Source organism: Marinomonas sp., from assembly GCF_039940335.1.
GTDB lineage: Bacteria > Pseudomonadota > Gammaproteobacteria > Pseudomonadales > Marinomonadaceae > Marinomonas.
Genome location: NZ_JBDVGW010000013.1, coordinates 151744 through 163903 on the forward strand (window position 1 = coordinate 151744; position 12160 = coordinate 163903).

Here is a 12160-nt window from a genome sequence, read left to right on the forward strand (position 1 = left end):
TTTTATGCAAATTATTAACGCTCGTTTACGCCACACCAATGATCTTCACACCCTAACCATTAAAGAGGGCAAATTTCATAGCATTGAACCTCAAGCCGAAGCCCTGCCAGAACAAAACGACCAAATCAATGCCCACGGCAACTTGCTCTGCGCCCCTTTTGTGGAGCCCCATATTCATCTTGATGCCGCACTGACCGCAGGTGAGCCTGAATGGAACCAGAGTGGCACCTTGTTTGAAGGTATAGAAAGATGGCGTCAACGTAAGCCTATGCTGAACGAAGCCGACATTCGTAAACGCGCCCTCTCTACTATTGAACTGCTGGTACAAAATGGCGTGCAAGCCATTCGAACCCACGCCGACACAACCGATCCTTCATTGATCGGCATTCGCACCTTATGTGCCCTTCGGGACGAGCTTAAAGATAAAATTGATCTGCAAGTGGTGGCTTTCCCACAAGATGGCATGCTCTCTTACCCAAATGGCTTGGCACTGATGGAAGAGTCCTTGCAGATAGGCGCCGATGTGGTGGGTGGTATCCCACACTTTGAATACACCCGCGAGCTGGGTGAGAAGTCGGTAAAAACCTTGCTAGAGCTAGCGAGAAAATACGATTGTTTGGTGGATGTGCATTGTGATGAAATCGATGATCCGAATTCACGCTTTTTAGAGTTCCTAGCATGTGAGGCGTTGTTTCACGACATGGGGCCAAGAGTCACCGCCAGCCATACCACCGCCATGCACTCTTACGATAATGCTTATTGCTCCAAGCTTTTCCGTCTATTGAAAAACTCTAACATTAACTTTATTTCCTGCCCTACCGAGAGCATTCACTTGCAAGGCCGCTTTGATACTTACCCAAAACGCAGGGGGGTCACCCGAGTAAAAGAGCTAAGAGAAGCCAATATTAATGTCTGTTTGGGGCAAGATTCTATCTTTGACCCATGGTATTCCTTGGGCAATGGTAAGCTGCTGCGCACTTTAGATTACGCGATGCACATCTGCCAAATGATGGGCTATCAAGACTATGCTCGCGCTCTGGATATGATCACAGATAACAGCGCCAAGACTCTGTGTTTAGAAGGCTATGGTATTGAGGTGGGTAATCCTGCAAACTTTATTATCCTAGAAGGCTTTGATGACTACAGTGTATTGCGCAAGCAAGGGGAAGTTTTGCTGTCGGTTCGCAAAGGCGAAATCATTGTTGAGCGCCAGCCTGCTAAAGTTCTTAGCCAGCCTTGGGTGAGCAACAGCCTCTAAAACATAACAAAGCTCATTAAAAAGCCCCACGTTCAACTTCTGTGAACATGGGGCTTTTTGGTTATATAAGCGGGTTATCACTTGCTCATTAGATGCGCTCAAACACGGTAGCGATACCCTGTCCCATACCAATACACATGGTTGCAAGACCCAAGGTTGCGTCTTTCTCACGCATAACGTTGAGCAAGGTGGTAGAAATTCGCGTACCAGAACAGCCTAATGGATGACCAAGGGCAATGGCGCCACCGTTTAAATTAACCTTCTGCTCGACGACATCCAATAACCCTAGATCTTTCAGAACCGGAATGGATTGCGCAGCAAAGGCTTCGTTTAGCTCGGCAATTTCAATATCAGCAATGGTCAAGCCCGCACGTTTCAGTGCTTTTTTCGACGCTGGCACTGGGCCATAGCCCATGATCGCAGGATCACAACCGGCTACGCCCATACTGCGTACTCTAGCAATTGGTGTTAAACCAAGGTCTTGAGCTTTCTGTGCCGACATCATTAGCATGGCCGACGCACCGTCAGACAACGCAGAAGAAGTACCAGCGGTCACTGTGCCCACTTTTGGCATAAATACCGGTTTAAGCCCAGCCAAAGACTCCATCGACGTCTCTGGTCGAATCACTTCGTCCACTTCAACCAAGATTTTGTTGCCTTCGGCATCATGGCCTTCAAGAGAAACAATCTCATTGGCAAAACGTCCTTCTAGTGTAGCTTCATGGGCAAGACGATGGGAACGAACCGCAAACTCATCTTGTGCACTGCGGCTCACGCCGTGCATTTTACCGAGCATCTCAGCTGTTACCCCCATCATCATGGAAGCTTTCGCCATGTGTTTAGACAACGCAGGGTTAACGTCCACCCCGTGCATCATGCTCACATGGCCCATGTGCTCAACACCACCCACGACGAATACGTCTCCTTGGCCGGTCATAATAGCCTGAGCCGCGGTATGCAAAGCCGACATAGAAGAACCACATAGGCGGTTAACCGTTTGTGCGGCACTGGTGATCGGCAAGCCACCCAATAACGCCACAGCACGGGCCATGTTAAAGCCCTGCTCTAGGGTTTGGTTGACACACCCCCAGATCAAGTCTTCCACATCATTTGGGTCAACATTTGGGTTACGCTTAAACAACGCTTTAACCAATTCTGCGGATAAGTTTTCGGCACGTACATGACGAAACACACCGTTTTTGGTTTTACCCATTGGCGAACGTACTGCGTCGATAATAACGACATCATTTGGATTCAATTTCATGAAAATACTCCTCTACCCTATGGGGAAATTATGCGCCGTAGTAAGTTTGTGCGTTGTTCGCCATGTCGCGCATTTTCGCGGTTGGCTCGTACAACTTACCTAGGTGACTGTATTTATCTGCAAGCTCACAAAAGGCTTGCAGCCCCATTTGATCTAGGTAGTGCAAAGCACCGCCAAGGTAAGGAGGGAAACCAATACCATAGATGAGTCCCATGTCCGCTTCTGATGCCGATGCCACGATGTTTTCTTCTAGACAACGAACCGTCTCGATACACAGTGGAATCATCATGCGGGCAATAATGTCTTCTTCCCTCAATTCTGTTTGGCTGGCCACCACTGGCGCTAACAGCTCATTGATTTCGTCGTTAAAGATCTTCTTCGGCTTACCTTTGCGATCCGCTTCGTATCGGTAAAAACCTTTACCGTTTTTCTGTCCAAAACGTTCCAACTCAAACAAGCGATCTACCGCATTAACACCCTCATGCTGCATGCGATCAGGGAAACCTTCTGCCATCACTTGGTCTGCATGATAAGCGGTATCAATACCCACCACATCGAGTAAATAAGCAGGCCCCATTGGCCAGCCAAATTTCTCCATGGCTTTATCCACTTGTTGGAAATCTGCCCCTTCTTGCATCAGTAATGAGAAACCAGCGAAGTATGGGAACAAAACTCGGTTTACCAAGAAGCCTGGACAATCATTCACCACAACAGGGGTTTTGCCCATGGCTTGTGCGTAGGCAACCGTTTTAGCGATGGCTGCATCGCTGGTTTTTTCACCGCGAATGACTTCAACAAGCGGCATACGATGTACTGGGTTAAAGAAGTGCATGCCACAGAAGTTTTCTGGACGTTTTAAGTCTTTCGACAGTTCGGTAATCGAAATGGTCGACGTGTTGGACGTTAAGATGGCATCTTGCGCTAAATGGCCTTCTACTTCCGCCAATACCGCTTTTTTCACCTTAACATTTTCAACCACGGCCTCGACCACTAGATCCACTTGGCCAAATTCGCCATAGGTTAATACTGGAGTAATGCCGTTCATGGCTTTTAGGGCTTTTTCAGCGGTGCTGCGTCCACGGCTAATCTGGCCATTGAAAAGCTTGTTGGCTTCATTCAGGCCAAGATCCAAGGCTTCTTGACGAATGTCTTTCATGATAATCGGTGTGCCCTTGGAAACCGATTGGTAGGCGACACCGCCCCCCATGATGCCGGCACCCAATACCGCGGCTTGCTTAACCGGCACGACACCTTTCGTTAACTTACCAGCGGTTTTCTTAATCGCTTGATCACTCAGGAATAGCGTCACTAATGATTTAGCCACAGGGCCTTTGGCAAGTTTAATAAAACCTTTAATTTCAGTTTCGGCGGCTTTTTCCATGGTTTGGCTGATGCCTTTTTCCATGGTCTTAATAGCCACCATTGGTGCAGGGTAATGCTTGCCCGCTTTTGCCCCCACTACACCACGTACCGATTCAAACACCATCATTTTTTCAATGGGAGAAAATTGCAAAGGGGCGCGATTTTCATCTCGACGAGCGTGAAAATCCAGTTTGCCATCCAGCACCTGTTGCACGAGATGACGGGCTGAATCATTGACTTTAGCAGCTGGAACAACGGCATCGACAGCGCCGTCTTTTAGGGCATCTTCGCTACGCTTTTGCGCACCGCCACAAATCCACTCACAAGCATTATCGGCACCGATAAGGCGAGGTAAACGTACTGTACCACCCCAACCAGGATAAATGCCTAACTGAGTTTCTGGTAAACCAATTTTTGCACTGTCTGCCATCACTCGATAGTCACAGGCTAAACTCAACTCCATACCACCACCAAGAGCAATACCATTGATCGCTGCGACGGTTGGATAAGGAAGGTTGGAAATATCATCAAATAGGTCGTGAACAACGCGTAGTTTATCGGTCAGCTCTTGGTCTTCTAATTTAAACCAAGAAATGAATTCCGTAATGTCTGCCCCCACGACAAAAACATCTTTGGCACTGCTAAAGATTAGCCCTTTCACATCGTCTGTATGCTTTAAAGCATCAATGGCTTGTCCTAGCTCACCGAGTGTGAGGCTATTAAATTTGTTTACCGACTCTCCGGCAAGATCGAGAGTGACCGTTGCCACTCCAACATCATCGATCGTTACTTTGATGGCTTGTCCTTCAAAGATCATTCTGGCCTCCACTTGTTTTTATTATGATTGCGGTGCTCAGCACCGCTACCAGTTTGCAATAATTAAAATCTTATTTGGTCTTGTGTTCGATAGCTGCTGCGCTTGTTAAATACAAGTTACAGGCTTTTTTCTAGCTCTGGCACGGCCTCGAACAAGTCTGCTACTAAACCATAGTCCGCCACTTGGAAGATTGGCGCATCTTCGTCTTTGTTGATGGCTACAATCACCTTAGAGTCTTTCATACCCGCCAAATGCTGAATCGCACCGGAAATACCCACTGCAATGTAGAGCTCAGGTGCTACAGTTTTACCGGTTTGGCCTACTTGAAGATCATTCGGCACAAAGCCCGCATCCACAGCCGCACGAGAAGCACCAATGGCGGCGCCAAGCTTATCGGCGACCCCGTCCAAAATCTGGAAGTTCTCACCACTGCCCATACCACGGCCACCTGACACAATCACCTTCGCTGCGGTCAGCTCTGGGCGATCAGATTGAGCCAATTGCTCACCCACAAAACGGCTACGATCCGCGTTAATTACGCTGTTAACCGCTTCGATCTGACCATTACCACCTTCTGCAACGGCGGCATCAAAGCCTGTTGAGCGAACCGTCATAACTTTGGTTGCATCTGTTGATTTCACTGTCGCAATGGCATTGCCAGCGTAGATAGGTCGAACAAAGGTGTCCTCAGCTTCAACTTTAATCACATCGGAAAGCTGTGCTACATCAAGCAAAGCGGCGACACGTGGCAGTACGTTTTTACCTGTGGTGGTCGCTGGTGCCAAGATATGGCTATAAGCTGGGGCTAACTCCACGACTAGTTTGGAAACATTCTCTGCCAATTGGTGCTCATAGGCCGCGTTGTTTGCCACTAAGACTTTGGCAACCCCCACAACGTTAGCGCCTTGCTCGGCTACTGAGGCACAATCCGCTCCAACTACCAATAAGTGGACGTCACTACCTATTTGGCTTGCCGCTGTGATGGTATTTAGGGAAGCACCTTTAAGAGATTGATTGTCGTGTTCAGCAATTACTAAAATACTCATGACACCACCTTCGCTTCATTTTTCAATTTTTCGACAAGTTCGCTAACCGATCCAACTTTAACCCCGCCCGCTCTTTGTGCTGGCGGCGTTACTGAAACAACACTGACATTTGAGCTCACTTCAATGCCTAGATCCGCGGCTGTTTTTACATCCAGTGGCTTACGTTTAGCTTTCATAATGTTTGGCAAGGAAGCAAAGCGAGGCTCGTTCAAACGTAAATCCGTAGTGACCACGGCGGGCAGTGTGATCATAAGGGTCTGTAGACCACCATCGATTTCGCGAGTGACTTTGCCTTCACCATTTTCAATAATCACTTCAGAAGCAAAGGTCGCTTGCGGGTAATCTAATAGTGCCGCCAGCATTTGGCCGGTTTGGTTGTTATCGGAATCGATGGCTTGTTTCCCCATGATGATCAGCTCTGGTGCTTCTTGTTCAGCGACTTTTGCTAACAGTTTGGCAACCACAAGGGAATCTAGGTGATCTTCTGTTTCCACTTGAATGGCGCGGTCTGCCCCTAGAGCTAATGCAGTACGTAGGGTTTCTTGGCAAGCTTTGGAACCCACAGAAACCACCACGACTTCGCTGGCGACGCCTTTCTCTTTAAGGCGAATAGCCTCTTCAACGGCAATTTCGCAAAAAGGGTTCATGGACATTTTTGTGTTGGTTAGATCAACTGCCGTGTTATCGGCATTAACACGCACTTTGACGTTGTAATCAATAACGCGCTTTACGGATACTAAGATTTTCATAAGATCCTCATTATTATTCTTAAACGGGTCTTTAGTGAGTGAAGCACATGATGCTAAAGACGATGAATGAAAATTTGTATAGGACTTATACTAGTTCTTCAGGTTTTTTCATCAATAACAAAAAAACGCCAGTTAACTAACAAAAGCAATCAATTGAAAAACCACCAACGTTTTTTTTGTGATAAAAACGAAAAAGGCCCTTTCTTCTTAACAAAGAAAGGGCCTCTGGTTTTATGGCTCAGTTAGGCGGATTTACTACGGGAAAGGAAGCTCATAAAAGCTTGTCTGGCTTCGTCGGAACGTAGCCTGTCTTTAAAGATGCGCCCTTCTCTCATGAGCGCCATTTGCACATCATCCTGAGCACGATATTTCAGCAAGTCTTTACTCAGTGCCACCGCTTCAACCGGTAAGGACGCGATCTTCTGAGCATAAGAAAAAGCCATTTCATAGGCTTCGCCTGCTTCACACAAATGGTTCACCAAACGGAATTCGTGGGCCTCGGCAGCGCTTATGACTTCGCCTAACGCCAAAATTTCAAACGCCTTTTGATGACCCACTAATTGTGGCAACAAATGGCTGGAGGCCGCTTCAGGCACCAAACCAAGCTGTACAAAAGGAAACTGCAAACGTGCTTCACGGGAAGATAACACCATATCACAATGTAATAACATGGTGGCCCCGACCCCCACAGCGCGCCCTTCTACCCCAGCTATCAATGGTTTTTTGTAAGTCGTTATGGCCTGCAGAAAGGCCATGGTATGTTCCATTTTCTCTGGGGTTTGAGCAATATGAATAAATTCATTGATATCATTGCCCGATGAGAAATCCCCTCCTGCCCCATGAATTAACGTGGCTTTAATTTCACTATTGGATTGTGCCCGATGCAAAGCATCCGCTAAGGCTTGGTACATCTCTAAGGTAATGGCATTTTTCTTAGCGGGTCTATTCAAGCACAATATTTGTACATTGGATTCAATCGTTTCGGTAACAAATTCACTCATGAGGATTATCTCCATCCGGCAAACGAATGACTTGTTCGTCCACCAATTTTTGTACCATTGGGCCGTCTTGCGCCCAACCATGACAAGTATTCACTAACTTATTTAACGCCTTTGGTACTTGGCTTGGATATTTTTCACCAAGTGGCGCCCACATGGTTTGAAAAGCCGTGGTTGCCGCAACGGGCAACAGCTCTAAAACATGGGTGCAGCCTTGTTGGCCTGCAAAGTTCTCTTTTAACCAGCGATTCCACCCTGAGGTTATTCGCGAGCCAATTAGTTTACGAAAGTTAGGGGCTGCGTTACCGCAATTCGGAAAAGGGTAAGCAGACATAGTGACCGATACATCTTTGATCAAAAATGTATCGTCGAGGGTTAAGGTTAGGTGGATATCGTGAAAAGGGCTACCTTGGGGAAGCAAACGGTTGTTAAATTCTCTGCGAACATCATGAGCTTTTAGGTCTTTCATGCTCGCTTCAATGTCCCACAATCCGTCTTCCCTAAGGTAACCTTGGGTTTCTATATGACGTTGATGCAATAAGGTACGTTGGATCTTTGACACTTTCATCTCCTATGAGGAAAGTTAGGCTTAAGATCTTTCTTCCCGCAAAGCACGGCGTAACACTTTACCAACGTTGGTTTTAGGCAGTTCAGAACGCACTATAATGGCTTTAGGTATTTTGTAAGCCGCCAGTTTTTCCTTACAGAAACTTCTTACTTCATCTACGTTTATGCCTTCTGCCCCTTCTTTGAGCACCACAAAGGCTTTCACCGCTTCACCGGTTTTATCATCTTCTATGCCAATGGCAGCAGACTCTAAAACACTTGGGTGAGAAGACAAACAGTCCTCGATCTCTGTTGGGTAAACATTGAAGCCAGACACTATGATCATGTCTTTAGCTCGGTCCACTATTTCCAAGTAGCCATCGGGATGCTGCATGGCAATATCACCTGTGATCAAGAAGCCATCTTCCGTCATCACTTCCTGGGTGGCTTGTTCACGCTGCCAGTAGCCTTTCATGACTTGTGGGCCACGAACGCACAACATGCCAGACTCCCCTTGTGGAAGTGTGTTGCCCTCTTGGTCCTGAATTTTAATCTCTGTCATATCCACTGGAATACCAATGGTACCAATACGCTCTTGGCCAATAGGATTAAACGACACCACAGGGGAGGTCTCTGTTAATCCATAGCCTTCGACGACTTTGCATCCAGTGACGCTTTCCCACTCGTCGGCAGCGGCATGAGTTAATGGCATACCCCCTGAGCAGGTTAGCTTTAGATGGGAAAAATCTAGAGCGCGAAATTCTGGCTTATTACACAAGCCAACAAACAAGGTGTTTAACCCTACGAAGCCAGTAAATTGCCACTTTTTCAACTCTTTAACAAAACCCGGTAGGTCTCTTGGGTTTGGAATAAGGATCGAGTGAGCACCACGCTCTAGCAAGGTTAATCCATGAATCAAGAAGGCATAGATATGATACAGGGGTAACGGCGCAATATAGGTTTCTGTGGCTTCATCAACAATGGATGTCAACCTAGAACCTAACTGATACATATTGGAAATTAAGTTAGCATGGGTAAGCATTGCCCCTTTGGCAACGCCTGTGGTGCCGCCCGTGTATTGCAGAACAGCAATGTCTGAAGGTTTATTAACCGCACGTACAACACTCTTCCCAACGCCTTTAGCCAAGGCATCATTTAAAGAGATAGCTCTGGGAATATTAAAAGCAGGCACCATTTTCTTAACGTATTTGACAATACTGTTCACCAAAACCCGCTTCACTGGCGAGTGAAAGTCTGCAATTTCGGTCACAATGACATGCTTAATACTAGTTTTGGTAAGAATTTTTTCGACATTCGCCGCCATGTTCGCAAACACCACGAGGGCTTTTGCGCCAGAATCATTAAACTGGTGCTCAAGCTCTGTAGGGGTATATAGAGGGTTGGTGTTTACTACCACCATACCTGCTTTCATAGCGCCAAATAGCACCACAGGGTATTGAATGACATTTGGTAGCTGAATGGCGATACGATCCCCAGGGATCAAATCCGTATGATGCTGTAAATACGCTGCAAACTGGTCAGATTTCTCATTCAGCTCAGCATAGGTGATGGTGCGTCCAACACTGGTAAAAGCAGGCAAGCTAGCGAACTTACCCTGAGCGCGATCAAGCACTTGAGTGACGCATTGATAGTTATTTGGATTTAGAGACTCAGGCACAAAACGCCCATGGTCTCGTTCTCTACCATCGGTCGTTGCTGAAATAGTCGTCATGTAAAAACTCCATTTGTTTTTGTTATTTAGGAGAACAAAACAATGATACAAAATGCCCAATAACCTAGGCTATTGGGCGGATAAAGCTTAAAAAATTTCGTTTTCTACAGTGGGAAAATTTGCGTTAACTTTGTTGCCAACATGATATCGCCATCTGCGCGAATCTTACCTTGCATGAAAGCCGCCATGCCATCTAGGGAGCCATCCATCACAGCATTAAGCGTGTCTAGGTCCATTTCAAGGGTTACGGTTGGGTCATCATGTTCTCCTTCCCCCATTTCACACTTACCCTCGTCAATATTCAAGAAATATGTGCCGTTATCTTCAATTTCAAATTGAAAAACCGCCTCCATATCATCCACTTCGCCTGCATCAAAACGACCTAACATTGCTTCAAATACTGATTTTGCATCACTCATACTTTTTCTCTCTTTATTATTTTAGCTGGCACTCTACTGAGTGCCAAAATTGATCGTTGGATTAATAATTAAGCATTAAGGAAAAGAAAGTTATCTTCTTCCATCGCCAACAGGTTTTCTGAACCGGATAACATTGCGGCTACGTGGGCTTTGGTACGTGGCAAAAGGCGCTCATAGTAGAAAGTCGCCGTTTGTAACTTAGCGGTATAAAAGCCCACTTCGTCTGTACCTTGGTCGAGTTTTTGTTGTGCTGTAAGCGCCATACGAGCCCAGAAATAAGCCAATACCACATAGCCTGAGAACATCAGGTAATCGACAGAGGCAGCACCCACTTCTTCTTTGTTGCGCATGGCTTTCATACCGATCTTCATGGTGACATCACCCCATTCACCGTTCAGTTTGTCGAGGGCACTTAAATAAGGCTTCATGGCCTTATTACCTTTGTGCTCTTTACAGAACTTATGAATGATCTTAGTGAAACGACGCAAGGTAGCCCCTTGGGTCATCAACACTTTACGACCGAGTAAGTCTAGGGCTTGAATGCCTGTAGTACCTTCGTACAACATGGAAATACGGCAATCTCGTACGTTTTGCTCCATACCCCATTCGGCGATAAAGCCGTGGCCACCAAACACTTGTAAACCTTGGTTGGCAGATTCAAAGCCTGTTTCGGTTAAGAAAGCCTTTGCAATGGGGGTGAGTAACGACATTAGCTCATCGGCTTCGGTTTTTTCGTCCGCTGTGCCTTTTTTCGTTGTGTCCACCAGCATTGAGCAATAGTGGATTAACGCTCGACCACCTTCAGCAAAGGCTTTTTGTGTCAGCAGCATGCGGCGCACATCGGGATGAACAATAATTGGATCTGCGGCTTTTTCTGGGGCTTTAGGGCCTGACAAAGCACGCATTTGTAAACGATCTTTGGCGTAGGCTACAGAGTTTTGTAACGCCCATTCTGCATGAGCAAGGCCCTGCATTGCTGTACCAATACGAGCAGTGTTCATGAAGGTGAACATGCAGTTTAAACCACGGTTCGCCTCACCAATCAGATACCCTTTGGCACCGTCAAAATTCATCACACAAGTGGCATTACCGTGAATGCCCATTTTATGCTCGATAGAACCACAAGAAACTTGATTGCGATCTGCGACGTCTCCTGCACCGTCTACGTTGTGTTTTGGCACAATAAACAGAGAAATACCCTTGGTGCCAGCAGGTGCCTCAGGAAGACGTGCCAATACGATATGAACAATATTGTCAGCCATGTCATGTTCACCCGCTGAAATAAAGATCTTAGTACCGCTAATAGCATAGCTGCCGTCTTCTTGAGGCTCGGCTTTGGTTTTCAGCATGCCAAGGTCCGTACCACAATGAGGTTCTGTTAGACACATGGTGCCCGTCCATTCCCCTGATACAAGCTTGGTCAGATAAGTTTGTTTCTGTTCATCGGTACCGTGTAGTTCAATGGTATTCATTGCCCCATGGCTAAGGCCTGGGTACATGCCCCAAGACCAATTTGAAGTCGCGATCATTTCTGTGACCATCATGCCTAAGGATTCAGGCAAGCCTTGTCCACCAACTTCTTCAGGATGCGACAAGGAAGGCCAACCACCTTCTACATACTGCTGATACGCTTCTTTAAAGCCTTCTGGCGTGGTGACAACGCCATCTTTGAATTGACAGCCTTGTTCATCACCAACACGGTTGAGGGGGGATAATACTCGCTCAGCAAACTTTGCACCTTCTTCGAGTATGGCTGACACCATATCGGGAGTTGCCTCTTCAGCACCGGGTAGTTTTGCATAATGACCGTAGACATCTAGAACTTCTTCAGTCACAAATTTAATGTCTCGTAAGGGCGCTTTGTATTCAGGCATGACCTTGACCTCTTATTGTTTTTATCTCGACCGGTTTCAGTACAGAAACCCTCTTTGTGCTAGAAAGGTTCGGTCAAAAGAGGTTTTTGCTCAAT

General features: G+C 46.6%; 10 protein-coding genes. 1 reads left to right on the forward strand and 9 read right to left on the reverse strand.

The genetic code is table 11. The features are described from left to right. Positions 1-4 precede the first annotated feature (4 nt). A complete protein-coding gene (gene codA, locus ABJF92_RS10335; protein WP_446815717.1) occupies positions 5-1258 on the forward strand; it encodes a cytosine deaminase in 1254 nt (417 codons plus the stop codon). Positions 1259-1346: 88 nt separating this feature from the next. Here the strand turns inward: codA and fadA are convergent, their stop codons facing one another. The 9 genes from fadA to ABJF92_RS10380 all read right to left on the reverse strand — a co-directional run bounded on the left by fadA (position 1347) and on the right by ABJF92_RS10380 (position 12065). Then, positions 1347-2522 carry an acetyl-CoA C-acyltransferase FadA gene (fadA, locus tag ABJF92_RS10340; RefSeq protein ID WP_446815718.1) on the reverse strand — a complete coding sequence of 392 codons (1176 nt, stop codon included), beginning with the start codon at positions 2520-2522 and terminating at the stop codon, positions 1347-1349. Positions 2523-2550: 28 nt separating this feature from the next. Beyond that, entirely contained in the window at positions 2551-4701 is a 2151-nt protein-coding gene (gene fadB, locus ABJF92_RS10345; protein WP_446815719.1) for a fatty acid oxidation complex subunit alpha FadB, read from the reverse strand. Between the two features lie 116 nt (positions 4702-4817). Further along, the gene (locus tag ABJF92_RS10350; protein WP_446815720.1) at positions 4818-5747 is read right to left on the reverse strand and encodes an electron transfer flavoprotein subunit alpha/FixB family protein; all 930 of its coding nucleotides are present in this window, start codon (positions 5745-5747) and stop codon (positions 4818-4820) included. Next, positions 5744-6496: an electron transfer flavoprotein subunit beta/FixA family protein gene (locus tag ABJF92_RS10355; protein WP_446815721.1), complete on the reverse strand. Its 753-nt coding sequence runs from the start codon at positions 6494-6496 to the stop codon at positions 5744-5746. The genes ABJF92_RS10350 and ABJF92_RS10355 overlap by 4 nt, the downstream gene beginning before the upstream one ends. Positions 6497-6738: 242 nt before the next feature. Next, complete coding sequence (locus ABJF92_RS10360; RefSeq protein ID WP_446815722.1) at positions 6739-7497, reverse strand: enoyl-CoA hydratase-related protein; 759 nt, start codon at positions 7495-7497, stop codon at positions 6739-6741. Beyond that, positions 7490-8056, reverse strand: coding sequence for a DUF2889 domain-containing protein (locus ABJF92_RS10365; protein ID WP_446815723.1), 567 nt, complete (start codon positions 8054-8056; stop codon positions 7490-7492). The genes ABJF92_RS10360 and ABJF92_RS10365 overlap by 8 nt, the downstream gene beginning before the upstream one ends. Positions 8057-8083: 27 nt before the next feature. Beyond that, positions 8084-9772, reverse strand: coding sequence for an AMP-binding protein (locus ABJF92_RS10370; RefSeq protein ID WP_446815724.1), 1689 nt, complete (start codon positions 9770-9772; stop codon positions 8084-8086). Between the two features lie 104 nt (positions 9773-9876). After that, positions 9877-10191 (reverse strand): SCP2 sterol-binding domain-containing protein, encoded by a 315-nt coding sequence (locus tag ABJF92_RS10375; protein ID WP_446815725.1) that lies wholly within the window; start codon positions 10189-10191, stop codon positions 9877-9879. A 68-nt stretch (positions 10192-10259) separates the two neighbouring features. Beyond that, positions 10260-12065: an acyl-CoA dehydrogenase C-terminal domain-containing protein gene (locus ABJF92_RS10380; RefSeq protein WP_446815726.1), complete on the reverse strand. Its 1806-nt coding sequence runs from the start codon at positions 12063-12065 to the stop codon at positions 10260-10262. Positions 12066-12160: the final 95 nt, after the last annotated feature.

What these genes read in the sequence shown, in the direction of transcription:
- ABJF92_RS10360 (WP_446815722.1), bottom strand. Translation starts at nt 7,497, where the DNA reads ATGAGTGAATTTGTTACCGAAACGATTGAATCCAATGTACAAATATTG.
- ABJF92_RS10375 (WP_446815725.1), bottom strand. Translation starts at nt 10,191, where the DNA reads ATGAGTGATGCAAAATCAGTATTTGAAGCAATGTTAGGTCGTTTTGAT.
- codA (WP_446815717.1), top strand. Translation starts at nt 5, where the DNA reads ATGCAAATTATTAACGCTCGTTTACGCCACACCAATGATCTTCACACC.
- ABJF92_RS10350 (WP_446815720.1), bottom strand. Translation starts at nt 5,747, where the DNA reads ATGAGTATTTTAGTAATTGCTGAACACGACAATCAATCTCTTAAAGGT.
- fadA (WP_446815718.1), bottom strand. Translation starts at nt 2,522, where the DNA reads ATGAAATTGAATCCAAATGATGTCGTTATTATCGACGCAGTACGTTCG.
- fadB (WP_446815719.1), bottom strand. Translation starts at nt 4,701, where the DNA reads ATGATCTTTGAAGGACAAGCCATCAAAGTAACGATCGATGATGTTGGA.
- ABJF92_RS10380 (WP_446815726.1), bottom strand. Translation starts at nt 12,065, where the DNA reads ATGCCTGAATACAAAGCGCCCTTACGAGACATTAAATTTGTGACTGAA.
- ABJF92_RS10370 (WP_446815724.1), bottom strand. Translation starts at nt 9,772, where the DNA reads ATGACGACTATTTCAGCAACGACCGATGGTAGAGAACGAGACCATGGG.
- ABJF92_RS10355 (WP_446815721.1), bottom strand. Translation starts at nt 6,496, where the DNA reads ATGAAAATCTTAGTATCCGTAAAGCGCGTTATTGATTACAACGTCAAA.